This is a genomic window from Neorhizobium sp. JUb45 (assembly GCF_004343585.1).
GTDB lineage: Bacteria > Pseudomonadota > Alphaproteobacteria > Rhizobiales > Rhizobiaceae > Neorhizobium.
Window position 1 is genome coordinate 1 of sequence record NZ_SLYW01000006.1, and the last position, 23,377, is coordinate 23,377.

Annotated in this window: 26 protein-coding genes and 2 pseudogenes; 10 read left to right on the plus strand and 18 right to left on the minus strand. The window is 57.1% G+C overall.

The annotated features are described in order from the left end of the window. On the plus strand, window positions 1-126 hold a 126-nt coding region (locus EDF70_RS21105; protein ID WP_165932087.1), incomplete at its 5' end, for an integrase core domain-containing protein. A 183-nt stretch (window positions 127-309) separates the two neighbouring features. Here EDF70_RS21105 and EDF70_RS21110 read toward each other — a convergent pair. The 5 genes from EDF70_RS21110 to EDF70_RS21125 form a co-directional block, all read right to left on the minus strand. Next, on the minus strand, window positions 310-741 hold the full coding sequence (locus EDF70_RS21110; RefSeq protein WP_132277628.1) for a type II toxin-antitoxin system VapC family toxin: 432 nt from the start codon (window positions 739-741) through the stop codon (window positions 310-312). Beyond that, entirely contained in the window at window positions 741-1,040 is a 300-nt protein-coding gene (locus EDF70_RS21115; RefSeq protein WP_132278033.1) for a hypothetical protein, read from the minus strand. Before EDF70_RS21115 ends, EDF70_RS21110 begins: the two co-directional genes overlap by 1 nt. Window positions 1,041-1,347: 307 nt before the next feature. Then, the gene (locus tag EDF70_RS30200) at window positions 1,348-1,866 is read right to left on the minus strand and encodes a hypothetical protein (protein WP_207908284.1); all 519 of its coding nucleotides are present in this window, start codon (window positions 1,864-1,866) and stop codon (window positions 1,348-1,350) included. A 27-nt stretch (window positions 1,867-1,893) separates the two neighbouring features. Then, on the minus strand, window positions 1,894-2,277 hold the full coding sequence (locus EDF70_RS30205) for a hypothetical protein (protein WP_207908285.1): 384 nt from the start codon (window positions 2,275-2,277) through the stop codon (window positions 1,894-1,896). A gap of 131 nt (window positions 2,278-2,408) precedes the next feature. Next, window positions 2,409-3,341 (minus strand): LysR family transcriptional regulator, encoded by a 933-nt coding sequence (locus tag EDF70_RS21125; RefSeq protein WP_132277630.1) that lies wholly within the window; start codon window positions 3,339-3,341, stop codon window positions 2,409-2,411. 112 nt (window positions 3,342-3,453) lie between these two features. Here EDF70_RS21125 and EDF70_RS21130 point away from each other — a divergent pair, with 112 nt between their 5' ends. The 4 genes from EDF70_RS21130 to EDF70_RS30665 are packed head-to-tail and all read left to right on the plus strand — an operon-like array spanning window position 3,454 to window position 5,758. Beyond that, window positions 3,454-4,284, plus strand: coding sequence for an SDR family NAD(P)-dependent oxidoreductase (locus EDF70_RS21130; RefSeq protein ID WP_132277632.1), 831 nt, complete (start codon window positions 3,454-3,456; stop codon window positions 4,282-4,284). After that, window positions 4,281-5,036: an SDR family oxidoreductase gene (locus EDF70_RS21135; protein WP_132277634.1), complete on the plus strand. Its 756-nt coding sequence runs from the start codon at window positions 4,281-4,283 to the stop codon at window positions 5,034-5,036. The genes EDF70_RS21130 and EDF70_RS21135 overlap by 4 nt, the downstream gene beginning before the upstream one ends. Before the next feature lie 15 nt (window positions 5,037-5,051). After that, the gene (locus EDF70_RS21140) at window positions 5,052-5,531 is read left to right on the plus strand and encodes an SDR family NAD(P)-dependent oxidoreductase (protein WP_207908286.1); all 480 of its coding nucleotides are present in this window, start codon (window positions 5,052-5,054) and stop codon (window positions 5,529-5,531) included. Further along, a complete protein-coding gene (locus EDF70_RS30665; RefSeq protein WP_281033629.1) occupies window positions 5,453-5,758 on the plus strand; it encodes an SDR family NAD(P)-dependent oxidoreductase in 306 nt (101 codons plus the stop codon). The genes EDF70_RS21140 and EDF70_RS30665 overlap by 79 nt, the downstream gene beginning before the upstream one ends. Before the next feature lie 33 nt (window positions 5,759-5,791). Here the strand turns inward: EDF70_RS30665 and EDF70_RS21145 are convergent, their stop codons facing one another. Continuing rightward, window positions 5,792-6,418, minus strand: coding sequence for a TetR/AcrR family transcriptional regulator (locus EDF70_RS21145; RefSeq protein ID WP_132277636.1), 627 nt, complete (start codon window positions 6,416-6,418; stop codon window positions 5,792-5,794). Window positions 6,419-6,688: 270 nt separating this feature from the next. Between EDF70_RS21145 and EDF70_RS21150 the strand changes: the two genes are divergently transcribed. From EDF70_RS21150 to EDF70_RS21160, 3 genes are read left to right on the plus strand one after another with little or no spacing between them, the layout of a single operon-like run. Beyond that, window positions 6,689-8,752, plus strand: coding sequence for a prolyl oligopeptidase family serine peptidase (locus EDF70_RS21150; protein ID WP_132277638.1), 2,064 nt, complete (start codon window positions 6,689-6,691; stop codon window positions 8,750-8,752). A gap of 26 nt (window positions 8,753-8,778) precedes the next feature. Then, window positions 8,779-9,069 (plus strand): hypothetical protein, encoded by a 291-nt coding sequence (locus tag EDF70_RS21155; RefSeq protein ID WP_132277640.1) that lies wholly within the window; start codon window positions 8,779-8,781, stop codon window positions 9,067-9,069. A gap of 40 nt (window positions 9,070-9,109) precedes the next feature. Further along, complete coding sequence (locus tag EDF70_RS21160) at window positions 9,110-9,682, plus strand: hypothetical protein (protein WP_132277642.1); 573 nt, start codon at window positions 9,110-9,112, stop codon at window positions 9,680-9,682. 317 nt (window positions 9,683-9,999) lie between these two features. Here EDF70_RS21160 and EDF70_RS21165 read toward each other — a convergent pair whose 3' ends face one another. The 3 genes from EDF70_RS21165 to EDF70_RS21175 form a co-directional block, all read right to left on the minus strand. Further along, on the minus strand, window positions 10,000-11,574 hold the full coding sequence (locus EDF70_RS21165) for a catalase (RefSeq protein ID WP_132277644.1): 1,575 nt from the start codon (window positions 11,572-11,574) through the stop codon (window positions 10,000-10,002). A 491-nt stretch (window positions 11,575-12,065) separates the two neighbouring features. Continuing rightward, on the minus strand, window positions 12,066-12,476 hold the full coding sequence (locus tag EDF70_RS21170; RefSeq protein WP_132277646.1) for a hypothetical protein: 411 nt from the start codon (window positions 12,474-12,476) through the stop codon (window positions 12,066-12,068). 7 nt (window positions 12,477-12,483) lie between these two features. Next, entirely contained in the window at window positions 12,484-13,353 is an 870-nt protein-coding gene (locus EDF70_RS21175) for a TIGR02587 family membrane protein (RefSeq protein WP_132277648.1), read from the minus strand. Between the two features lie 749 nt (window positions 13,354-14,102). Between EDF70_RS21175 and EDF70_RS21180 the strand changes: the two genes are divergently transcribed. Then, complete coding sequence (locus tag EDF70_RS21180; protein ID WP_132277650.1) at window positions 14,103-15,758, plus strand: alpha-amylase family protein; 1,656 nt, start codon at window positions 14,103-14,105, stop codon at window positions 15,756-15,758. Between the two features lie 21 nt (window positions 15,759-15,779). On the opposite strand, the gene EDF70_RS21185 is transcribed toward EDF70_RS21180, so the two are convergent. From EDF70_RS21185 to EDF70_RS21210, 6 genes are all read right to left on the minus strand, one after another. Beyond that, window positions 15,780-17,420 carry an alpha-glucosidase gene (locus EDF70_RS21185; protein WP_245519268.1) on the minus strand — a complete coding sequence of 547 codons (1,641 nt, stop codon included), beginning with the start codon at window positions 17,418-17,420 and terminating at the stop codon, window positions 15,780-15,782. Window positions 17,421-17,604: 184 nt separating this feature from the next. Further along, a complete protein-coding gene (locus EDF70_RS21190) occupies window positions 17,605-18,894 on the minus strand; it encodes a DUF763 domain-containing protein (protein ID WP_132277654.1) in 1,290 nt (429 codons plus the stop codon). Between the two features lie 63 nt (window positions 18,895-18,957). Beyond that, on the minus strand, window positions 18,958-19,362 hold the full coding sequence (locus tag EDF70_RS21195) for a cupin (RefSeq protein ID WP_348639729.1): 405 nt from the start codon (window positions 19,360-19,362) through the stop codon (window positions 18,958-18,960). A gap of 92 nt (window positions 19,363-19,454) precedes the next feature. After that, complete coding sequence (locus EDF70_RS21200) at window positions 19,455-19,685, minus strand: hypothetical protein (RefSeq protein WP_132277656.1); 231 nt, start codon at window positions 19,683-19,685, stop codon at window positions 19,455-19,457. Window positions 19,686-19,959: 274 nt separating this feature from the next. Continuing rightward, on the minus strand, window positions 19,960-20,427 hold the full coding sequence (gene mscL / locus EDF70_RS21205; protein WP_132277658.1) for a large conductance mechanosensitive channel protein MscL: 468 nt from the start codon (window positions 20,425-20,427) through the stop codon (window positions 19,960-19,962). Between the two features lie 148 nt (window positions 20,428-20,575). Continuing rightward, a complete protein-coding gene (locus EDF70_RS21210) occupies window positions 20,576-21,337 on the minus strand; it encodes an SDR family oxidoreductase (protein WP_132277660.1) in 762 nt (253 codons plus the stop codon). A 161-nt stretch (window positions 21,338-21,498) separates the two neighbouring features. On the opposite strand from EDF70_RS21210, the pseudogene EDF70_RS30725 reads away from it, so the two are divergent. Continuing rightward, window positions 21,499-21,597 (plus strand): annotated as a pseudogene (locus EDF70_RS30725) (DUF2934 domain-containing protein); the annotation flags it as partial. 162 nt (window positions 21,598-21,759) lie between these two features. Here the strand turns inward: EDF70_RS30725 and EDF70_RS21220 are convergent. The 3 genes and pseudogenes from EDF70_RS21220 to EDF70_RS21230 form a co-directional block, all read right to left on the minus strand. Continuing rightward, the gene (locus tag EDF70_RS21220) at window positions 21,760-21,990 is read right to left on the minus strand and encodes a hypothetical protein (protein WP_132277664.1); all 231 of its coding nucleotides are present in this window, start codon (window positions 21,988-21,990) and stop codon (window positions 21,760-21,762) included. 218 nt (window positions 21,991-22,208) lie between these two features. Continuing rightward, a pseudogene (locus EDF70_RS21225) lies at window positions 22,209-22,628 on the minus strand (glutathione synthase); the annotation flags it as partial. Between the two features lie 44 nt (window positions 22,629-22,672). Continuing rightward, entirely contained in the window at window positions 22,673-23,308 is a 636-nt protein-coding gene (locus tag EDF70_RS21230; RefSeq protein ID WP_132277668.1) for a glutathione S-transferase, read from the minus strand. Window positions 23,309-23,377: the final 69 nt, after the last annotated feature.

A 23,377-nucleotide genomic window follows, 5' to 3' on the forward strand; every position in this document is an offset into this window, starting at 1 on the left:
ATCATCGAAAGCATCGAGGAGGCACAGGAATTCGCCACGCAGTGGCTATGGACGTACAACAACGAACGGCCCAATATGGGCATCGGCGGCATAACGCCCGCACAGAAACTGAAAATGGCCGCGTGAATTCTACTGCGGAGCCCCGTTAAAAACGGGGGGATTACCACTGGCCGCAAGCGCGGCCGCGTGTTCAGCTATCGACGATATCTTGCAATTCTAAGCGAGGGCACCGATCCCCTGCCTCTCAGTTCATGAGAAATAGGTGGGCCAAAGGTTCGACTTCATCAAGAGCAAACTTTGGCAATTGACTCAGATTGTGGTCGCACGGAGGGGATTGATAATGTCGATCCCCTGAAAATCTCGCTCATTATCGGTGACAACGATGCAGCTATTGGATTGCGCAATGGCAGCAACGATTGTGTCCAAGGCACTCCGTGGGCGGCCCGTCGCCTTTCCGTGTGCCATTAGCTCGCCCCAGATCAGAGCTGCCTTTTCGTCGAACGGAAGCACGCGACCAGCAAAAAGCGATTGCGGCCCTTCATTGCCGACAAACCAAGCTTCGAGGGCGGCTCGCTTCTTTCCCGCCGGCTTCTCCAGTATTCCTCGGTATATCTCGGCGACAGTAAGCGAAGCGATGAATAGATCTTCGTCCGCTTGCTCGGCCATCCATGCCATCAGTGACGTCGAAGGCTCTGGTTTGGTGATATTGCTAAGAATGTTGGTGTCGAGCAAATACCGCATCACAGATCTATCGCGCGACCTTCTTCGCGTGAACGGGCGGTGTCGAGATCGGCTCCAACCATCGGTGATCGACGGAGAGCCGCTAGAATGCCACCTTTTTTAGGCGGCTCTCCGGCAAGCGTTTCGCTGACAACGGCACGCAGATTGGCTGCTTCTGGACCATCTTCTGCCAATCTGCGAGCGAGTGATCTAATTAAACCGCGATCACTGTCCCGCCCGAGCACCTCAAAACGAGCAAGGCCGCGATCGCCCAAGCGGCTTCTGTAATTCTGAATTGCGCGTGTCTGAGAGCTACCCATCGCATCCTCCGGATATTTCCAGTAATATAGCCGGACACAATGGTCTCTGCAAGTCGTCTGGAGATAGGATGGGTGGGCTTGGCTGATGAGCCGCATACATGACAATCGTGGGTCAGTGGTCGCAATATCATCAAGACCTTTGAATAGCGCTTCTGTCCGAGCGAAAAAAGTCATGCGCTGGCGACCAAGCGCCAGCGCCGATTTCATCGACTTGCAAACTCGCCCCGAACTCTCACCCAACCTCAAGTGCGACCAGATTACCACCTTGTTCTCTGAGCCAAGTTAAATAAGCAGAACGATCGAGAACCTAATACGGAAAATACAGGCCGGGCTGCGTAGGTGGTCCGTCCAGACCTGCCAGCCTTTCGATGATCATGCTTGTGCCGAGCGCCGTTAGTGCTGCGGCACCACCAGGATGAAATACCGCATGACGGCTTTGCAGCCTTTGTCCGTAGTGGCTTTCTCCCGCCAACTCGAGGATGATTTCCGTCGATTTCGGTTCGCCGCGGCGGCGCGATGAACTGACCGCTGTGGCGATATTAAATTCCACGTTTTTCGCACCGGTTTCCGCGGCCAGACCGGCAACATCGAGGGAGGAAAAGCCTGACGCCTCAATCACCGTCCTATCGATGGCGCGAAAGCTGGTTCTGGCTTTGTCCGGGCTGCGCCAAATCCAGGCACCGTCGCGACTGGACAGTGCGGATGGCAACATCTTGTTCAGGCGCTCGAAATCTTCCGCGACGGCCGGCCCCCCGCCATCCTCCTCGTCAACGAGAGCGTTGATGACGATAGTGTCAATTCGTGAGAATGCCTTGGCGCATTCCAAGGTCGCGACAGTCGTGGCACCCACAAGCTATTCGTAACCCAGCACGATCGCCGATGCTTCGGGTCTGTGCATGTAGACAGCGACTTCGGGCGCGATCTCGAATACACCCCACGATATGCCGAGATGCGGTATGTTGCGCGCGTGCGCATAGCCGAGGCTTGCCAGCCGTTCGTCCGAATAGAAGATGGCCACAGCGCGAACCGGTCGATCTCCAAGACCTAAATCCGGGGCTTCGGAGTCGAGGAAGACACCTTCCGCGTTTCCGATCTCATCTGCGGCCTTGCGGGCCTTGCCAAGATCACGGCCACCAATCAGTAACGGAAGCTCACGGTGAGCGTTGCGCAGAGCATCCGCGGTTCGTCTGCCAATCGAACCAGAGCCATCCATCAACAGTACTGGAGCCGTAGTCATAAGGCATGTCCTTTCTTCGACGGAACGTTCGTGGGTCATCGGAAAAAGGTCGTCAGTGGAGGTTTGTTCCGATTGTTCGGCATTCGCGGCGGTTGCTGATCAGACAGGTCCAGACATTCGGGCGACTAAGCTCATACCGGTTGCTGGCGTTCCATGTCCGAGGAGCCGGCCCGAAGCGCGTCAATAAAGGCGCGCAGTGCCGGTGCCATCTGACGCTGCTGCGGATAGCCGATGAACAGGCCGGGAAAGGGTGCCGACCATGGTGTCAGCAGCGGAATCAATTGGCCGGCTGCGATATGAGGCGTCACGGTGTCCTCGATCGCAAAGCCAATGCCGATGCCGCTCAAAGTCGCTTTCAGAGCGCTTTCCTTGTCGCTGAACACCAGCGGACCATCAACGGTGACGCTGAACCAGTTGCCGTTTTCGACGAACTCCCAGGCATAGGGTGTCGGACGGCCCGGCCAGCGCCAGCGGATGCATCGGTGGTTGACAAGATCGCGCGGATGATCGGGATGCCCATGCCGTTGCAGATAATCCGGCGTTGCCACAGCGATCTGCCGTAGGTCCGGCCCGAGGCGCACCGCAATCATATCCTTTTCGATGACTTCTCCAATGCGAAGGGCAAGGTCGTAACCCTCTGCGACGATATCGATGACCTCGTCATCCAGAGTGATATCAAGCATCACGTCGGGATATCGGTCGGTGAAGCTTTTCAGAATTGGGTCGATGTATTTCCGCGCTGCGGACCGGAAAGTATGGACCCTGACAGTGCCGGCGGGCCTTTCACCGGAATGCCTGACCTGCGTTATGGCGCCGCCCAGTTCGAGCGCTGCAGGCTGCGCCCGTTGAAAGAGATTTTCTCCCGCCTCGGTCAGCGACACATTTCTCGTGGTGCGGTGCAAGAGCCGCACGCCGACATGATCTTCAAAATTGCGGACCATCTGACTCAGCGCCGAGGGCGAGACGTCCAGTTGTTCGGCCGCACGGCTGAAACTGAGGCATTCTGCCACCGCGATAAAGGCGCGAAGCTGATTGTAGTCCTGACTGCCGAGAAGTTTGGTCATGATCTTTTTCGGAAATTGATTAGCTTGGCTAATAAGGTTTGTAATTTTTTACCGTATTATAAAGTTTGGCGCCATGTCTCATTTTAGTTGCATCCATTCAAAGGAGCACATCATGACGACTTGGTTCATCACGGGTATTTCGCGCGGGCTTGGCCGTGCCTTGGCTGAGGCCGCTTTGGCCGAAGGCGATACGGTTATCGGCACTGTGCGAAAAGGACCAGTTTCAATCGATCACCAGACGGGCACGCTTTACGTGCTGACTGTCGATGTTGCAGAGACAGGTGCGGCGGAAGCCTGTGTGTCCGAAGCTTACGAGCGTGTCGGCCAGATCGACGTCATCGTCAACAATGCGGGTTACGGTCTCCTCGGTGCGCTTGAAAGTGCGACCGATGAAGAGGTCGAACGGCTGTTTGCGGTGGATGTCATCGCGCCGTTCCGTATCATCCGGGCCGCCTTGCCGCATCTTCGCCGGCAGAAGAGTGGTCATATCGTCAACATCACTTCGATCGCCGGGCGTGCGCCATCGACCGGCTCGGCCATGTATTCTGCTGCCAAATCCGCTCTGGAGGGCATGTCTGCCGCACTGTCGCTCGAAGTTGCGCCGCTTGGCATCAAGGTAACGGCAGTGGCGCCCGGTGCCTTCAGGACGGATTTTCTGTCCCCCCACTCGATCCGCAAGAGCGGCGAGGCCGATGGCGCCTATGCCGAAACGATCGGGCGCAGCGATGCGGCATTCAATGCCGCAGCCGGTCGGCAGGTGGGCGATCCCGAGCGTGCCGCCAAGGCTATCATCGCAATGGTTCGCGCAGCCAATCCGCCGCTGCATCTCCTTCTCGGAAGTGATGCTTTACAGCGGGCCCGTACCAAACTCGACCAAATCGTCGATGAGATCGACGTCTGGGAAGCAACCACGCGCAGCACGGATTATGAGGACAGGCCATGAGCACGGCGACAGGTTCAAGCTTTGACCTTTCAGGCGAGGTCGCCGTTGTGACGGGAGCTGCGCGTGGCATCGGTCTGGCGACGGTAAAACTGCTCAAGGCAAGGGGCGCCTGCGTTGTGGCAAGTGATGTCAGTCCTGCAGTCGGCGACCTTGCCGCGCACGACGTCGCGGCTTTTTGCGGCGATGTCTGCGAGGAGAAGACGGCTGCCGGCACCATCGCTCTTGCGCTCAAACGTTTCGGCTCGGTGGACATTCTGGTGAACAATGCCGGCCGCACTATTAACAAAACCCTGATCGACATGAGCGTCGCCGACTGGGATCAGATCATGGCAGTCAACGTGCGGGGCAATTTTCTTCATTCCCGAGAGGCCGTGAAGGTCATGATCGCCCAGGGGGCAGGGGTCGTCGTCAGCGTAGACTCGATTGTTTCGGCGGTGGGCATGAAGGACACGTCGGTTTATGCCGCCTCGAAGGGTGCGATCGCCCAACTTACCAAAGTTATCGCCGTCGAATACGGCGACCGCGGTATCCGGGCCAACGCCGTCGCGCCCGGCGTCGTCGTCACCGATATTCTGGACGGTATCGTCGAAGATAGCAGGTCTGCCCTTTCGGGTTACGGCGGCGCCCATCCCATCGGGCGTGTCGCCCAGCCAAACGACATTGCGGAAGTTATCGGCTTCCTCGCGTCACCAGCATCCGCATTCATGACGGGTGCGCTGGTGATGGCGGATGGCGGCTACACCGCAATTTGAGAGAAGAAGACAATCATGACCAAGTCCATTCTGATCGTCGCCGCGGAACGTGGCCTCGGCCTCGGTCTGGCCAGGCAATTCTTTGATCGCGGCTGGTCCGTTGTTGGCACAGCAAGGCAGGGCGCGGATATCCATGATCTACAGCGGATCGGAGACAGTGATCCTTCCCGCTTGGCGACGGCCTTCATCGACGTGACGGATGCAGCGCAGATTGCACCATTTCTGTCATCACTTGACGATCGCCGGTTCGATGTCATTTTCTTCAATGCGGGCATCTGGGGCGCATCGCACCAGAATGTCCTCGAAGCGACGGACGCCGAGTTTGCGCAGATCATGCTCACCAATACATTCGCCCGATGCGGCTGGCCCGCCATTTGCTGGAAAGGCTCGTCATGCCTGGTGGCACAATGGCATTCATGTCGTCACACCGCGGCAGCATTTCTATCAATGTCGAAGGCGGCCTGGAACTCTATCGGGCAAGCAAAGCTGCATTGAACATGTTGGCGCGCGGCATTTACGCCGAAAACCGCGACAAGGGGCTGACCGTGCTGTCAGTGCATCCGGGCTGCGTGAAAACGGCCATGGGAACGCTGGATGGCAGTGTCGAGGCCGAAACTGAAATCGAGCCAAGTGTGCTCGGTGTTGCCGATGTGGTCGAAAGACACATGGTTTCCGGTGAAAACCTCTATCTGGATTACCAGGACAACCATCTAGACTGGTGAGCTTTGCGGCCTGCGATGTGACAATGGCGGTGACTACCGCCCCCGAGGCGTCACGGGATCGCAGAATGACAAGGTGCTGGCGCGGCGTATGGCCTGGGCCAGTCGATCGTTGCTCTCGGCCAAAGTCGGAACCTGTCCGTATTTGACCGCGGCACGACTGATGGTCTCGTCGATGACCCGCATGGCGGCCGCAACGGTGGCCGCGCAAAGCCTCACCTCGAAATCGGAGGGAGACAGTTCTAGTCGGGTGGCGATGACGCCAGCCATCAGGTCTTCGGTCGCGCGGGTGGACATGAACCAAGGCTCCAGAAGCGCAGGTTCTTCGTCCAGCCGCGCGATCAGGTGCACAACAAGCTTGCTGTCCTCGATCTCTTGAGCGTCTATTTTGCTCATGTCGTAATTGATCTCCAAAAAGCGCTCGACGGTCATATCGAGCGGCCATTTCTGAAGCTTTGCAGCAAGGTTTTGCGACATGCGGGCAAAGAGAGGCTCAATGCAGCTCTCCTTGGTGCGGAAGTAACGCCACAACGTCCGCTTGGATATGCCCGCCGTCTCGGCGATCTCGTCCCCACTCGTGCCGGCTACCCCCTTTTCCAGAAACAGGCGCGCAGCACTTCGTGCCACTTCAATATGGGCCCCGTCCCGAATTGTCCTGCTCATCTGCGTCTCCAAATCACGAATTCTGTAGCTTATATGGCGTAAAATGACATTTCCTTAAGGCTCAAATTCGCCGAAGGACGCGCATCGGAACAATTACACACCACAATAATGACACTAAGTGCCATTATCCGATTTGCCTATGTCAATACATTCGGCTTTGCGCCATCAACCTATTCCCGCCGGGGCCACCCATGAGAACACCAGCAGCAATTGCCATCTCCCTTTTTTTTCCAGATTCACAACGCGTCCGCCCAGCCCATGGAGGATAATTTGCGGAAAATCACCTATCCGCCCACCGAACGCATCGACGTGACCGAGGAGCATTTCGGCCGGACTGTCGTGGATTCATACCGTTGGCTCGAGAATGATGCACCGGACGACCGCGCCGTGGCGGCCTGGATCGAGGCGCAGAATGCGGTCACACGTAAGCATCTCGACGCGCTTCCCGGCAGGGAGCATTTTCGCAAGCGAATAGCGCAACTGCTCGATTACGATCGCTATACCGTGCCGCGCAAGCGCGGCGACCGATACTTCTTCAACGTCATCAAGGGGAATGAAAACCAGCCCTCCCTCTATGTCCGTGACGGCGTCTTCGGCGAAAGTCGCGTGCTTATCGATCCCAAAACGTGGTCGGAAGACGGTGCCGACGCGCTGACCGACTGGAGCGTGTCCGATGACGCCCGCTACGTCGCCTTCGGCGTACAGGAAGGCGGCACCGACTGGCGGACCATCAAGGTGCTCGACGTCGAGAGCGGCAAGGAACTCGGCGATGCGCTCGATGGCGCGCGCTTTACCCGCCTCGCCTGGGCGCCCGACGGATCGGGCTTCTTTTATTCCCGCATGCCGAGACCCGCAAAGGGCTCAAGCAAAGGATCGGTCGTCGCCAATCACGCCGTTTACTTCCACAAGCTGGGTACGGGCCAGGCCGAGGATCGCCTGATCTACTCGACACCTGATCGCCCTGAACTGCTTCATGGAGCGGACCGTGTTTCCGGTGGTCGCTACCTGACCATTTCTTCGACGCCCGGCACGAGCGAAAGCGCTTTGACCGTCGTCGATCTCGAGGCGAGCGACTGGACGCCCCGGACTGTCGTGGCGGACATGGATTCCGCGTGGTCCGTCATCGGCAATAGCGGCAGCACGCTGATCCTCACGACGACGCACGGAGCCGAGCGCGTGCGCATCGTCTCCCTGGACCTCTCCGAGGAAAACCCAGAGCCGAAGGAGATCGTCGCCGAGGCCGCCGACGGCGCGGTGCTGGACGCCGTGGTTCTTGCCGGCGATACGCTGCTGGCGAGTTATCAGATCGACGTCAATACGGAGATCCGCCGCTTTACGCTCGATGGAAAGCCGGACGGTACCGTCGATCTGCCCGGGGTCGGAAGTGCCCGGTTTCTGGAAGGCGACGCCAAGGAGGCCTTCTTCGTCTTCACCAGCCATGACGCGCCGATAGCGATCTACCACTACGACCTGGCCTCCAAAGCCGTCACGCCCTGGGCGGAGCCGAAGCTGCCGATTGACCTCGACAGCATTCATGTCGAGCAGCGTTTCTATCGCTCGAAGGACGGCACCGAAGTGCCGCTGTTCCTGATCCGTCGCAAGGATGTCACCAGCGCGGCACCCACTCTGCTTTACGGCTATGGTGGTTTCGGCATCAGCCAGATCCCGATCTACAATCCGATCCAGCTCGCGTGGGTGGAACAGGGTGGGGTGCTGGCCGTCGCCAACATTCGCGGAGGTGGCGAATATGGCCGGGCATGGCAACGCGCCGGCCAGCTTGAAAACAAGCAGAACTCTTTCGACGACTTCATCGCCGCCACCGAATTCCTGAAGCGGACGGGCATCACCTCACAAGACGGCCTTGCCATCCAGGGCGAGTCCAACGGCGGACTTCTGGTCAGTGCCGTCACCAACCAGCGACCCGAGCTGTTCGACGTGGCGCTGCCGGGTGTCGCAGTCACGGACATGCTGCGCTACGACCAGTTCACTGGCGGCGGATTATGGAAAGGCGAGTTCGGCAGTCCTTCAGAAGAACGGCACTTCCGTAACCTCATGACCTATTCGCCCTATCACACGATCCGACAGGGATCGGATTATCCGGCAATTCTGGCGACAACGGCAGATGCCGACGACCGTGTCGTGCCTGCCCACACGTTCAAATACATCGCCGCTCTGCAGGCCGCGGATCTCGGCGAAAAACCACGCCTCGTGCGCACCGATACGCGCGCGGGCCACGGCGCCGGCATGCCAATCGACAAGGTCATCGCCCAGCATGCCGACATGTGGGCCTTCGCCGCCTACTGGACGGGCCTGAAAACGCTGCCGACCAAATGAAACGCTTGAATGGGAGAATGAAGAAAATGACTAAGAAACCCACCAACCATCTGGCTAAAGCCGCGACATCTCTCTTCGGAAGTGTCTTGGTCACCTTGACGCTGGCAAGTTGCACGACTGCTGGCGAAGACCGCCATGACGACAGACACCGATGCTCACACGACAGACACTATGACGATTGCATGTACATGCAGCAGCATCGCCGCGATCGCGAACAGCTCATTAACCAGGAAAGAGCCCTCATCAATGCCGAGCAGGCACGCGAGAATCTCAGAATGCTGCGGGAGATCAGAAGAAAACGCGAGGAACATCATTGAGCGCTACCGCTTTTGTATTCGATAGCAGGAGACAAGTCCGATGAATGAACGATCGCCGGTTTCAGCGAAGGATCGAGTATCCGAGATACTGAGGCGCAACGAACGGGCCATGATGGCCGCCATTCTCAAGACATGCGACGAAGTCGCGTGGGCCACCGCAGATGAACTCAAGTTGGCAGGTGTCGAACCCATCAAGATGAGGGACGGCTATTTCTCTTCGGTCGCACTTCATCAGCTGTTTCTACATCAATGCGGCGCGGACATGGAAACGAGCAAGGGCGGCGATCCGAAACGCGCCGCCCAGTTGCTTCTCGCCGGGAGGAGAATTTCCGCCCATTACTGGGAAGGCATCGATGCGAACGAACAAACAGGCAGGAGCGACATAGTTATGGACGACGAAGAAAGGCGCGAACTCGCCGAGAGTGCACATAAAGCGGCATCTAGGGGCGTTTTGCGGGCTCTCATCGAACAGGCGAATGCTACCAATCCGGATCTGCGCAACCGCATCACCACCGATATCGAGGCTTTTGTCGCAGAGCTTGCGCCGCAATCGGAGACGGACCGCTATTTTGCCGAACTTGTGCGGGAGAACGTCGAACTGCTGCTGCAATGATTAGCAAGTTGATACCCGTTCAGTCATCTTCGGGGGAATGCTAAGAGCGATATCGCTCATGCAAAAAGTTGCGTAAACTAATGTTTTATATAAATAAATTATAGCTCGATTTAGGATGGTGAATGGTTCGATCCCCATCAAGAGCTTGATGCTCGTCTCGTCGCCATTTAACTATCGGTTTGAAACCGAGGCCTAAGGGACCCTTTGTGCCTCCCTGACACGATCCCAGTCGCAACCGCTCTCGAAGTGTAATGTAAAAGCGATAGGAGCCCACAAAGTGACAGTCACTTTGTGGGCTCCAAACCCACTTTTTGCAGTCAAAGCGTTTTTTGAGTTTCACCTTTGGCGATCGACGATGTCGCGGGAATGCCTTGATATCCCGATATCGATTCAGCGCTCGCCATCCCTGGAGAATTCGAGGTGCCGCCGAGCAAATCGCGGGTAGCCTTCTCAATTCGGTCACCAATCTCTTTGTCGACATTGCGCCAGTAATTGAAGGCACGCACCAAAATTGCCTCACTTACCCCGTCGGCGAGATGCCCTGCGACATTTTTGACGAAGCGTTCACGTTGCGCGTCGTCCATGACCTCGCGTACGAGCGTGCCGGGCTGGCTCCAATCGTCATCATCTTTGCGCAAGGAGTAGGCTGCTCGCACCATGTCGCCATCGGCAAACCATGTTGCCTCTCCTCCTGTTTCCGGTTGTGCGCCAGGGCCGCCGTATGAGTTGGGAGCATAGACCGGATCAAGTGCGTTCACCGTCCGGCCGCGCCCGGCACGGGAATAAGAATGGACTTCCGCTGCCTTAGCCTGATTCACGGGGATTTGCTTATAGTTCACTCCGAGGCGGGCACGGTGTGCGTCGGCATAAGAAAACCCGCGCGCGAGAAGCATCTTGTCAGGGCTCAGTCCAATGCCTGGCACCATGTTGTTGGGTTCAAATGCCAGTTGCTCGATTTGGGTGTCCCAATCCACTGGGTTCGTATCGAGGGTTAGCTTGCCTACCTCGATCAGAGGGTAATCCTCGTGCGGCCATGTCTTGGTGAGGTCGAATGGGTTGATCCGGTATGTCTTTGCATCGTCGAACGGCATCACTTGGAACTTCAACGTCCAACTTGGAAACTCGCCTTTGGCAATGTGGTCGAACAAGTCACGACGGTGATAGTCTCCGTCTTGCCCAGCCATCTTGTCAGCCGCGTCTTGTGTCAGATGCGCGTTACCGTCGCCCAGATCGGTGTGGAAATGCCACTTGACCCAACACTTTTCGTCTGTTTCGTTTATAAGCATATAGGTGTGGCTTCCGTAGCCGTGCATCTCGCGCCAGTTTTTTGGCACGCCGCGATCGCCCATAAGGTACGTGACCTGGTGCGCACTTTCAGGGCTAAGCGTCCAGAAGTCCCACTGCATATCATGGTCGCGCAGTCCGTTGTCGGCCCGGCGCTTTTGGCTGCGGATGAAATGCTGGAACTTCATAGGGTCGCGAATGAAGAAAATCGGCGTATTATTGCCGACCAGGTCGAAATTACCGTCTTCTGTGTAGAACTTGACCGAAAAACCACGTGGGTCTCGCCAAGTGTCGGGGCTACCGCGCTCACCAGCTACGGTGGAGAAGCGAACTGCCGTCTCTACCCTTGCTCCGGGTTGAAGGAATTTTGCTTTGGTGAATCTTCGTATGTCGTTCGTTACTTCAAAATGGCCGAACGCGCCGCTTCCCTTGGCATGGGGTTGCCTTTCAGGGATCCGCTCTCGATTGAAATTCGCCATTTGCTCGATCAGGTAGTGATCGTTCAGTACGATCGGGCCGTTTTTTCCTACCGTGAGTGAGTGCTCGTCACTCTGTACAGGAATACCTGCATCGGTTGTCGTGCGGGGAGCGGATTTTTCGTCTGCCATGGACCTGCCCTCGGAGTGTGTGTTGGGGATAGGTCTACAAAACGGCAGCTTGAGCGCTAGGTTCCATAGCGACTACTGGACGGGATGGCCGCAGCTCCAGACCAGAATTAAAGGACGCGTGATCGTAATGACATCGGCACCGCTATCTGCGTCGAGCCTTTCCTCCCAGTCAATAGCATCCATTTTACGTGAGCTTATTGCTCGCCCGCTTTTCATGCCGAGAATCCAGGCGCTTCCCATTGCGTGGCAACTTAGCAGATAAGGGCGAGGGAATGACAATGCAGTCGGATCAATAATTCAAGCAGCGCGGTGTTGGCTCTCGTGCTGAAAGAATGCGATTTTCCGTTCGTATGTCGTCGGTTCGAATCTCTTCAAGAACTTTATCTGAAGCACTCCAAGATTCAATCGAATACTCGCGAACAACCGCAGTCCAGATCGAAAAATATTAGACCTTGCTTGGCAGTTTAGTTTGGGCCTTAACCGCTATCGAGCTACGGCTCATCAAAAGCCGTTGCTCTGACCTTTAGGTCCTTCCCAGCCGGATTCTGCTGGAAAATCAGCCCGCCACCGACCTTCGAGTGCCCAGGAACGAAGTCCAACACGGTTTCGGAGCTTTCCAGAACCAAAGCCCGCTCTCTTAATTCACCTCGAATTTTCACCTGGGACGCAGTTGCACTAGAATCGTTGTGAATTTCGAACAGAACCTGAAACCCATCGCTGCGCTCTTCTGTCCTCACAACGTTTCCATGAAGGTTGGGTGACGTGTCTCGGTCCATCACCCCATCCTTCCCTATCCAGACGATCACGACGAGGACGATGATTCCTGAGACGGCGCCTGTTATCCATTCGATCCAGTGAGGGGCACCGGGCTCAATGTTTTTATCATTGGAGATTTTTGTCATTGCAGCCTCACAGGATCAGGCGAGCGGCCGCCGCGCCGATGGCGCCGGGGAAGCTCAATATCACGATGGTCATCAGGGTTTGAGTGGATCCGATGTCATCGGTTCTGTGAAACGTCCACAGGCAGTAGGCACTAATCAAACCAGCGATCAGATACCCAGGCAATGTGAAACGGACAAAGGCATGCCAACTCGGTGTGCCCTCGGCGAGATCATGGCTGCCCCTAAAAGACAGGGCGTATACAAAACCATGCATCACCGCCAACGAGGCGGCGATGATCACGAGGGCGTGCCAAGGCGTCATCTTATATGACAGTAGGATCATTTCTTCCGTGGGCGCGACGTTGAGGTTGAGGAACAGGGCACCGACAGCCATGAGAAACAACTCACCGGCGTAGCTTGTCTCCCCTTCGTGAACAGGGTCGCCATCGTCACCTTCCTCCTCGACACCTTCCTCAACCGACTGCCCACCAAGTTGGCTTCGACCCAGCATCGCACCGATACTCGCGGGAACGGCCTGGAGCGCGATCATCCCGATGATCTCGTGCGCTGACTGGTCGTGCTTGATGACCCCCATCGCGACCAGGATCAATGCGCAGGAAATGATACCAAGAGCATAGGCAATGCTGGCATCCCGGACTGCTTGCCGCCATGTCGACGTCTCTTCGAAACCCACCCTGTCGGCGAGAATGATCAGCAGAGGGATGTTGGCGAGGAGCAGCAAGAGGAGCCGGGTGCGGTCGATGTAGACGCCCAGCTGCCACATCTCCATCGTCATAAGCATCGGCAGCGCGAAAAGGAGGGCTCCCGCGATACCGCGGGCAATCCCTGCGAAAAATTTGCGGGTGTTAAAATCCTCGCGCGTCGTCGCAATATCCATGCCGCTTTTCCTCTAAGCAAAGAATTCCCACCAGACCAAAATAGAGGCAGCGGCATTGGGGTCCAGAGCAAATGGGGGATGAACAGCGCAAAGAGTCGGAGGGAACCTCCAGGCAGCTTGTATGATGCGTATTGGTGGAATGCCTCTCGACGGGCGTAATGAGAAATCTGTCCCACGATCCTTGGACGCCGGCCGTGGCGCCAAACTGGCTCTATAACGGAAAAATCCATCCAGAAAGCCGAAACTGTGATGCAACATCGGTGACCTATTTCCACCCCCGCAGGGACCAACGAGGCCATAGAATCAGCTTTCCCTACCGGCGCGGGTGATAGGGCGTGATCTTGCCGCTGGTGACCGGAATGAAGGCACCCGTCATGTCGCTTCTACGTTCAGAAGCCAAAAGGAAGTAGGCTCCTCCAGCAGGCTGGCCGGTGCGGCCGATTAGGTCTGTTGTCCGATCTTCGCGGCTTTTTCGGCCGGCAGGTGGACGGAATAATGGGTTCCAGATCGGGCCGGAGGCGCCCGGATTCACGCGAATGCCTTTTCAGCAAACATTTCCGCAAGCCCGGCCGAGAGGCAATCTGCGTATGACGATGCCTGGCGATATGGGGATGGGCTTTGGCTCTTCGCGCAACTGTCGAAATCTTTGCCGGAAAGCCGACCTGGCGGGCTCGGGACTTCGATGCATGGAACCAATCACGCAGTCATGCGCTTGCCAGCGTATCGGCTGTGATTGGGAGGGCCCCTGTGTGATCAACGACCTCTGGTACAAGAACGCGATCGTCTATTGCCTCTCTGTTGAAACCTTCATGGACGCCAATGGCGATGGGGTCGGAGATTTCCAGGGTCTTCAGCGCAGGCTGGATTATCTGGCGGGCCTCGGTGTCAACGCAATCTGGCTGATGCCGTTTCAGGCGTCACCGGGCCGCGACGACGGCTATGACATCTCAGACTATTACAATGTCGATCCTCGTTATGGAACACTCGGTGACTTTGTCGAGTTCACTCATGGTGCGAAACAGCGCGGCATCAGGGTCCTGATCGACCTTGTCGTAAACCATACGTCGGATCAGCATCCTTGGTTTAAACAGGCCTGCGCCGACAAGAATTCCCGCTACCGCGACTGGTACGTGTGGTCAAAAAAAAGGCCCGACAATGCCGACGAGGGCATGGTCTTTCCCGGTGTCCAGAAATCGACATGGACGCGGGACGAAAGTTCCGGCGAATATTACTTCCATCGTTTCTACGAATTCCAGCCGGATCTTAACACAGCCAACCCGCATGTGCAGGCCGAACTCCTGAAGATCATGGGGTTCTGGATCCAGCTCGGCGTTTCCGGCTTTCGCATGGACGCGGTGCCGTTTGTCATCGCCGAGAAGGGCGCGGACGTGAAGAGGTCAAAACCACAGTTCGACATGCTGCGCAGTTTCCGCGAGTTTCTGCAATGGCGCATGGGCGACAGCGTCATTCTTGCCGAAGCCAATGTGGTGCCGAAAGAGAATCTTCAGTATTTCGGTGAGGACGGCGACCGGATGCAGATGATGTTCAACTTTCACGTCAATCAGGCGCTGTTTTATGCGCTCGCCAGCGCCGACACACGTCCTCTGGCCAAGGCAATGCACGAAACCCAGGAACGACCGCAGACTGGGCAGTGGGGTATCTTCCTGCGCAATCACGATGAGCTTGACCTTGGCCGACTGACGGAAAAACAGCGACAGACGGTATTTTCGGCTTTCGGCCCGGATAAGAACATGCAGCTTTACGACCGCGGTATTCGCCGCCGTCTGGCACCAATGCTGGGCGGCGACATCCGCCGTCTAAAACTGGCATGTAGCCTCATGTACTCGCTGCCCGGTACCCCGGTACTCCGCTACGGCGACGAAATCGGCATGGGCGATGATCTCGATCTGCCGGAGCGCAACTGCGCGCGCACACCTATGCAATGGTCAAACGAACCGAATGGCGGCTTCACGAAAAGCGACAGCCCGGTCCTGCCGGTAATATCGGAAGGGCCTTACGGCTACGATCACCTGAATGTTGCCTTTCAAAGGCGTGATCCCGAGTCCATGCTCAACTGGACAGAACGGATGATCCGTATGCGCAAGGAAGCGCCGGAGATTGGCTGGGGGACATTCAGCGTTCTCGGTTGTGGTGATGCGGGCGTGCTTGCCATGCGATACGACTGGCGCAACAACGCCGTCATCACCATTCATAATTTTCATGATCGACCGATGCAAATCGAGTTCGCAGCCGGCGAAGGTGGCGACCTGCTCATCGATATCTCCGACGGCAGCGATAGCCGTACCGACGGGAAGGGGCGACATCATATGGTCATCGAGCCCTACGGCTATCGCTGGTATCGTGCGGGTGGTCTCGACTACCTGCTGAAGCGCAGCGATGTTTGAATCATCTGAGCTTCTTTTCTATTAGGTCTGCAGCACGGCGAAGGCCTCGTAAGGCTTGAGTTCAAGCCGCGGTGCTCCAAGCTCGCGTGGTTCGTAGTTATGGCTCAGGCATACGCCTATGATACGAATGTCGGCGGGTATTTCGATCGATTGCGGTTGTGGTTTGAAATTGGCGATCACAACAAGGCAGGACGTCCCCAGCGTTCTTGAGTAAACGAAGACATTCGGGTCATCGTCAAGCCAGGATTCAAACTTGCCGTAGACGATGACCGGGTGGGTTTTACGCAAGGCAATGAGCCGTCGGTAATGATGCCAGATTGAACTCGTGTCGGCGACCGAGTCGGCGGCATTGATGGATTTGTAGTTTTCGTTGACTTCAATCCATGGAATTCCGCTCGAAAATCCTCCTGCGGCCTCATTGCTCCACTGCATGGGCGTACGGGCATTGTCGCGGCTGCTTTCGTTCGCGCCCTTGAGAAAATCGTCTGCCAGCCGGCCGGCATCGAGGTGCAGCTTGTGCATGTTGAGTGTCTCGATATCGCGATATTGTTCTATCGTCGTGAACGGCACATTGGTCATGCCGATCTCTTCGCCTTGATAGACAAAGGGCGTTCCCTTGAGGAGATGCAGCACAGTTGCCAGCATCTTGGCCGATTCCACCCTATACCCCGCAGCATCACCGTAACGGGACACCGCCCTTGGCAGATCATGGTTGCCCCAGAAAAGGGAATTCCAGCCATCCGTCTCCAGTGCACGCTGCCATTTGCCCAGGACCGTCTTGAGAGCGACAAGATCCAGCGGTTTTGGCCGCCACTTTCCGTAAAGCACGTCCCATTGCAGCGTGACATGCTCGAACTGAAATACCATGGACAGTTCGGCCCGGTCCCGGCTCGAATAGAGCATGGCCGTTTGCGGGGTCGCGCTCCACGTCTCGCCCACGGTCAGCAGATCGCGGTGGCCATAAGTCGCCGCATTCATTTCCTGAAGATAGGTATGGAGCTGCGGACCGTCGGTGACGATTTTTTGGTCGGCGTCCTTCCCGATATAATCGATGACGTCCATGCGGAAACCGGCAATACCACGGTCAATCCACCAGTTCATCATGCTGTAGATTTCAGCGCGAACCCTCGGGTTTTCCCAATTGAGATCCGGCTGACGACGGGAAAACAGATGCAGATAGTATTCGCCACTTGCTTCATCGAATGTCCACGCGGGGCCGCCGAAAGATGACTGCAGATCGTTCGGTGGGCCGCCATCCGTTAGCGGTTTGCGCCAGATGTAGAAATCTCGATATGGATTGTCTTGCACGCCCGTCCTCGATTGAACGAACCAGGGATGCTCATCGGATGTGTGGTTGACGACGAGGTCGAGAATGATCCCGATCCCACGGGCCTTTGCCTCAGCAACGAGGCGATCGAAATCGTCGAGGGTGCCGAATTCCTCCGCAATGGCGCGGTAATCGGAAATATCATAGCCGTTATCATCCATCGGCGAACGATAGATAGGAGATAGCCAGATCACGTCGATGCCAAGGTTTTTGAGATAGTCCAGCCGGGAAATGATGCCGGCGATGTCTCCGATGCCGTCACCATCCGAATCGCTGAAGCTGCGAGGGTAAATCTGGTAGGCCGTTGCTGTGTGCCACCATTCTTTCAGTGGCAATCCAGGTTCTGTTAAGGCTGTAATCTGGTCCACGCATCGGCTCCCGTCCTGACGACATATCGATGGGAAACACCGTCCCAATGCAGATGTTCCGCCATCGCGACACGGTGGTGGAGGGCGGCGCGCTCAAGCCCCATGTGTCGCTTGAAATGCGCAATGCTGAGCTATGCGGACAGTCTGTACCTCAACCGGATTTTTTCCCGATTTCTTCGTCGCGGTTCATCGAGCCCCGGTGCTCGGCAGCATCACGCTCCCACCCGAAAACACTGCGGCCACCCCGGTCGTGCGACTGCGCGAACTCCCCGGCAACGATCTCCTTCAGATCTGGCCCGGTGACATACCGCTCCATCTGCCGTGCTTGGGCGTCGAGCCTTTGCAAGGCTTGCAATTCCTCCTCGCGTCCCAGACGAGCCTTTCCGACCGCCGATTTCATAACGCGGATCGTCTCGTCATAGACTTTTAGCGGAACCGGGAAGGGATGACGATCCTTGCCACCATGGGCCAGTGAGTAGCGAGCCGGATCGGAAAAGCGGCACGGTGTTCCATGCACCACTTCCGAGACCATCGCTAACGCGCGAACCGTTCGCGCACCGACGCCCGGTGTCAAGATAAGTTCCTCGAAATCCTTTGGTCCACGGTCGGCCGCCGCTGCCATCGCGCCGTGAAGACGCCGCATGTTTATATCGGACTGCCGCACATCGTGATGATCCGGCATGATCAGATGTGGAAGCGACGGTTGCTCTGCCGGTCCCCGTGGCGATGTTGGCGGCTCCAGCGCCGAGAACTCACGTAGGATGCGATCGGGACCGAATGTCGCGAGCAAATCGAGTTGGCCCAAACGCGACGGTGCTGCCCTGTGGTCGGCCAGATTGACGATATTGCCTTGCTGCCTGCCCTCGATTGCGGAATGCGGATTATCGATGAAGCTGGTCATTCCCTCCGACAGCCAGTGATAACGACGTGCTTGCCGCCTGTCGCCATTCATTCCTTGCTGAACGACCACCCATTTTCCCGTATCGGTGACGATGAAACCGTGAAGGTACAGGTCAAATCCGTCCTGGACGGCTGCGCTATCGACTTTTGCCACGAGGCGGCTGGCACTTACCAGCCCCTGGCCGTCAAGACCAGCGCGCTCCGCAATAGCGACAAGTTCGTCTGGCGTCCTTCGTGAATGCCGTCCCCGACCGCCACAGACATGGATACCAAGTTCGTTTGCCATGGGGTTGAGGCCGCGCTTCAGAGCGCCGAGGACACTGGTCGTAATGCCGGAAGAGTGCCAGTCCATCCCCATGACACTTCCGAACGATTGGAACCAGAAGGGATGGGCCAGACGCCGCAGGAGTTCGTCGCGGCCATAATGGATGACGATGGCTTCCGATATGACGGCGCCCAGCCGCGTCATCCGTTCGCCAAGCCAGCGCGGCACGCGCCCGCCGTGAAGTGGAAGATCGGCACTGCCCGCTCGTTTGACCATGTCGCGCTTATAAGGCGAGAAGAACGTTTCTGACAGGAAAATCGGTGAGATCGCCTGGTTCCATCATGTCGGTAAGGGCTTACCCTGCCACAGATCCGTGACGCCCCCTGTTTTGCCCAAAACCGGATCGCTCGATGGTGCCGGCAGCGACAATATTGTTTTCAAATGCTCCGGCGAGGCAAAAGTTGTCAGGAGATCGGCTTCCTGACCCGGCGGGTAGGCGCCAATGACCTGAAAGTCGCCAGAGCAGCTAAGGTTCATATGGCCGGTGCCGGCCGGTAGGAGAAGGCAATCTCCTTCTTCGACTGTGATGGCCGCGCCGTCCGGTCCGCCGATCAGCAAGCTCGCATTGCCCTTTTGAATGCCCAAAACTTCATGCGCGGTGGAATGATAGTGTTGGTAATCGAAGACGCCATTGGTCCACAGGCGGCCCCATCCGTTAGAACGAAAGAGTGTTTCAAAAGCCATACCGTGCAAGGGCGCAGCTTTTTAAACGAGGACGGGAAAGCGCTGATTGTTCGGCACGAAGCTGCTTTCGCGAAAAGACAGCGTCTGAACCGTCATTTCGAACCCTCTGCGCCGTCTGCCTCGGTCACTGAAGGAAGAAACGTTTCCACATCCCGCTTCTTTTCCTCCGGCAGGGTCGCGATATGGTCGTCCCAGAACCGCGCAGCTTCCGGTGGATCTCCGTCCCATTCGCGCGAAGACCCGAGATTGTCGTCGATCACCGCAATTCTGCGGCCACCAAGGGTCCGATAGTCATCCGCGAGGCGTTTTGATGTATTCTCCATCTGGTTCTCCTTTCATGAGCGTCCGTGATGAAACCGAGCGTCCGCCAATCTGGTTCCAACGGTGGTTATACAGGTCGTTTCCAGGCGAGCGCCCTCCTAATGAGCAAAACGAAAGCGGTCCCCAGTTGCACTTGGAAACTAGGCCTTGCGCTGCTTGGTGCGCCAAATTCACGCGGATATGCGTGCGGCCATAATGGATGGAGGCCGCCAAGTTCTGATTTGGCGACCACCATCCCAAGACGAGCTCGCGGCCGCCGATATGGATGAAGTCGGATCAGAGCTTGGCCGTCGGGTAGGTGGGCTCTGCTTCCTTGCGGGCCAGAAGATCGCGAATTTCCGTCAGGAGGCGAACGTCTGCCGGCGGCGGTGCTGGCGGTGTTTCGCCGGTCTTCTCGTGATGTTCGACCTGATGGCGCAGGAAGTTCACACCCTTGACCATCAGAAAGATGATCCAGGCAAGGATCATGAAGTTGATGAGCACGGTTATGAAATTGCCGTAAGCCAATACTGCGCCCTGTTCCCTGGCTGCAACAAGTGTCGGCGCGTTGACGGCGGAAGACAGCGGGAAAAAGTAATTCGAGAAGTCGAAGCCGCCGAACAGCGCTCCGACGACCGGCATGATGATATCATCGGTCAGCGATTTGACGATGCCGCCAAAGGCGCTGCCGATGATCACACCGACAGCGAGGTCCATGACGTTGCCGCGCGCGATGAATGCCTTGAACTCGTTGATAACGCTCATTTTCAGCCTTTCGCTTAGAGGATGAAGGCTGAACGGCGAAGCCGTTGGAGATGTTCCAACTCAAGCACCGCTTAGCCAAGGGATCTTCGCGGGAACGATTGGTTGTGGGGCTCCGGCCGCCCGCTGAAGCGCCCCTTGTGTTTTTGCATTACTGGGGCGGCTGCCCGTTCGAAGCTGAAACACCACCATCGACCGGCAGGTTCACCCCGGTTACGAAACACGCATCCTCGCTGGCGAGAAAGGCAATGACGGAGTCGACGTGTTCCGGCTGTCCGGGCCCTCTCAGCGCGAAGCGTTCGTTGAATTTCTCGAGCAGTTTTTCGTCGCTCATCATGTCTTCTGTCATCTCGGTGCGGCTGAGACTTGGGCAAACAGCGTTGACGCGCACGCCTTCCTTGCCGTGATCCATCGCCATCGCGCGGGTGAGGTTGACCACACCGCCCTTGGCGGCGTTATAGGCGGCCATCGACCAGTCGCCACCCGTGCCGGACACCGATGCGGTGTTGACGATGGAGCCGCCGACATATTTCAGGTGGGGCAGGGCGGCCCGGCTCATGAAAAAGACGCCATCAAGATCAGTTGCCATGACCTTGCGCCAAGCATCGGTCGAGAGCTCATCGACCTTGCCCTGCGCATGGACACCTGCATTGTTGACTAGCGTGTCGAGCCTACCGAAACGGTCAGTCGTTTCCTTGACGATCTTTTCCGCATCGCTTTCGATGGAAACGTCCGCTTCGACGATCAATACGCGGTCCTGCTGAAATCCGCTGGCGGCTTTGTCGAGCTTTGATTTTTCCCGGCCGACGAATACGACGCGAGCGCCTTCATCAAGGAACCGCAATGCGGTGGCTTTGCCGATGCCGGAGCCGGCGCCCGTAACGATAACAACCTGGTTTTCAAATCTCTGCATGGAATGTCTCCGCATTGAATGATCCTCCGAATGGCAACGGGGTGACGGCTAGAGTGTTCCCACCTGAAGGGCTGTGCTGCTACAACTGACATCACGTTCGGGTGCGCAGGGAACCGGGACGTCGCGGGCCAGTTCTTCGATGGCATCAGGGAGGAATTTCAATGATCGACAAAGAACAACAGCAACGCGAACGTGCCTATAAAATCTGGGAGGACGAGGGCCGTCCGGACGGTGCACATGCCGATCACTGGCAGCGCGCGGAACGCCCCGATAATCTGGCCGACCAGGAGAGCGACGATGTCACGAAGGTCAATCAACGGGCTGACGACGAGTTTGCAAATGACAAGGACGAGCCGGATAATGCCGCAGACATCCGTCCGCCATCGACTGTCGCGCCGGATTAAACCTGCTGACCTGCGGGCTCAGCCCGCACATCTCAAGCGGTGGTCGGCGGCGATTGAATAGACGCGTTCCAGCGCATCACGGTCGCTGACGCGGTCGTCCGACATGGCCATTATCGATGCCCGGCAGATTCTCTTGTCCGAAGAGCTATCGCATCGGCTGGTGACGAAATCATAGAGTTCATGATCGCACAGTCCGTCGATCAGTCCGCGGACGAGTGTGTCGTAGACGCTGGTCAGTTTCCGGCCCATATCGTTTTCCGCCATTACTACGGGTTGGACTTGTGAAGAAAACGGAAGCGACGGCAAATAGTTTCATGGCTGGACCGTGGATGTGACAAGGATCGTCTGCACGAGGCGTTGATCAGCGCCTTCGCGAAAAGAAATTCGAGACGCCGGAGGAAAGGCTGTTGGATGCGGGGAGGAGGATTGCCGCGGCGAATTCTTTAGGTCGACCGCGGCGGCGTTTGTCACAATGTCGCAAGCGCCCTGTTGTCGATCTTTCCAGCGTAGTTCCTGCGCATCTCGACTTTCTGTTCGAGCGCGGTGATGACGTCGACGGAAAGATCCACGCCCTGCAGTTGTGCAATATCCTGCAGTCCGCCCGGACTGAACACGTTGATCTCGAGGATCTTGTCGCCAACAATGTCCAGCCCGACCAGGAACATGCCGTCGCCAATCGGCTTGGGTCCCACCATTTCCGCAACCTCGAGAATTTTGGGAGTGATTTCGGCCGGAGCTGCGGTGCCCGCTACGTGCATGTTTGAACGAACCTCACCCTTTGCCGGAACGCGACGCAGGGCAGCGTAGGCGCCGTCCCTTTGTAGCGGGCGACCGTTCATCAGAAACAGCCTTATGTCGCCTGCCGTCGCATCGGGATGGTAGCCTCGGCAATCAGATACGCTGGTCATACTCCGCGATCGAGCCCTATCCATCAGGCGTAAGCATATTCGCCGCCTTTGGTGAGCGCCATCCGGTAGGCCGGACGAGAATGGATCCTGTCGAGCCAGGCCATCGTCGCGGGCCTTGATGCGTCAAGTCCGGCGCGACCTTTCGCCACTTCAACCGGAAAGCTCATCATGATGTCGGCGGCCGTGATTACGTCTCCTGCAAACCAGGGTCGATCGCACAGTTCCTGCTCGATGTAATCAAGATGGCGATCGATCATCGGCTGGATGCGTTTGGCGCCCTTTTTTCCCAGTAATGGCACTCGGCTGACGGCGAGTTTTGCAAGCATCATCGGCATAACCGAACCCTCCGCATAATGGAGAAACTGTCGATAGCGAAGTAGTCCAATGGCGTCATTGGGGGGGCCGAGCCGTCCACCGGCCTTTTCCACCAGATATTCGCAAATTGCCCCGGTTTCCACCAAAGTGACAGGCGAGGTTGAATTCCGGTCTTCCAGTATCGGCGCCTTGCCGAGAGGATGGATCGACCGCAACTCTGGTGGAGCGAGCATGGTTTGGGGATCGCGCTTGTAGAAGCGGATCTCATAGGGAAATCCCAATTCCTCCAGCATCCAGATGATACGCTGCGAACGGCTGTTATTGAGATGGTGCAGGATAAACATGGTCACTCCCTACGAGGTACGATACCTCGACACTATTGCGTGCTCTTCCAATGCATGGTGGTCGACCCT

What these genes read in the sequence shown, in the direction of transcription:
- EDF70_RS21110 (WP_132277628.1), bottom strand. Translation starts at nt 741, where the DNA reads ATGCGGTATTTGCTCGACACCAACATTCTTAGCAATATCACCAAACCA.
- EDF70_RS21115 (WP_132278033.1), bottom strand. Translation starts at nt 1,040, where the DNA reads ATGGGTAGCTCTCAGACACGCGCAATTCAGAATTACAGAAGCCGCTTG.
- EDF70_RS30205 (WP_207908285.1), bottom strand. Translation starts at nt 2,277, where the DNA reads ATGACTACGGCTCCAGTACTGTTGATGGATGGCTCTGGTTCGATTGGC.
- EDF70_RS21125 (WP_132277630.1), bottom strand. Translation starts at nt 3,341, where the DNA reads ATGACCAAACTTCTCGGCAGTCAGGACTACAATCAGCTTCGCGCCTTT.
- EDF70_RS21130 (WP_132277632.1), top strand. Translation starts at nt 3,454, where the DNA reads ATGACGACTTGGTTCATCACGGGTATTTCGCGCGGGCTTGGCCGTGCC.
- EDF70_RS21135 (WP_132277634.1), top strand. Translation starts at nt 4,281, where the DNA reads ATGAGCACGGCGACAGGTTCAAGCTTTGACCTTTCAGGCGAGGTCGCC.
- EDF70_RS21140 (WP_207908286.1), top strand. Translation starts at nt 5,052, where the DNA reads ATGACCAAGTCCATTCTGATCGTCGCCGCGGAACGTGGCCTCGGCCTC.
- EDF70_RS30665 (WP_281033629.1), top strand. Translation starts at nt 5,453, where the DNA reads ATGTCGTCACACCGCGGCAGCATTTCTATCAATGTCGAAGGCGGCCTG.
- EDF70_RS21145 (WP_132277636.1), bottom strand. Translation starts at nt 6,418, where the DNA reads ATGAGCAGGACAATTCGGGACGGGGCCCATATTGAAGTGGCACGAAGT.
- EDF70_RS21155 (WP_132277640.1), top strand. Translation starts at nt 8,779, where the DNA reads ATGACTAAGAAACCCACCAACCATCTGGCTAAAGCCGCGACATCTCTC.
- EDF70_RS21160 (WP_132277642.1), top strand. Translation starts at nt 9,110, where the DNA reads ATGAATGAACGATCGCCGGTTTCAGCGAAGGATCGAGTATCCGAGATA.
- EDF70_RS21165 (WP_132277644.1), bottom strand. Translation starts at nt 11,574, where the DNA reads ATGGCAGACGAAAAATCCGCTCCCCGCACGACAACCGATGCAGGTATT.
- EDF70_RS21170 (WP_132277646.1), bottom strand. Translation starts at nt 12,476, where the DNA reads ATGACAAAAATCTCCAATGATAAAAACATTGAGCCCGGTGCCCCTCAC.
- EDF70_RS21175 (WP_132277648.1), bottom strand. Translation starts at nt 13,353, where the DNA reads ATGGATATTGCGACGACGCGCGAGGATTTTAACACCCGCAAATTTTTC.
- EDF70_RS21190 (WP_132277654.1), bottom strand. Translation starts at nt 18,894, where the DNA reads ATGGTCAAACGAGCGGGCAGTGCCGATCTTCCACTTCACGGCGGGCGC.
- EDF70_RS21195 (WP_348639729.1), bottom strand. Translation starts at nt 19,362, where the DNA reads ATGGCTTTTGAAACACTCTTTCGTTCTAACGGATGGGGCCGCCTGTGG.
- EDF70_RS21200 (WP_132277656.1), bottom strand. Translation starts at nt 19,685, where the DNA reads ATGGAGAATACATCAAAACGCCTCGCGGATGACTATCGGACCCTTGGT.
- mscL (WP_132277658.1), bottom strand. Translation starts at nt 20,427, where the DNA reads ATGAGCGTTATCAACGAGTTCAAGGCATTCATCGCGCGCGGCAACGTC.
- EDF70_RS21210 (WP_132277660.1), bottom strand. Translation starts at nt 21,337, where the DNA reads ATGCAGAGATTTGAAAACCAGGTTGTTATCGTTACGGGCGCCGGCTCC.
- EDF70_RS21220 (WP_132277664.1), bottom strand. Translation starts at nt 21,990, where the DNA reads ATGGGCCGGAAACTGACCAGCGTCTACGACACACTCGTCCGCGGACTG.
- EDF70_RS21230 (WP_132277668.1), bottom strand. Translation starts at nt 23,308, where the DNA reads ATGTTTATCCTGCACCATCTCAATAACAGCCGTTCGCAGCGTATCATC.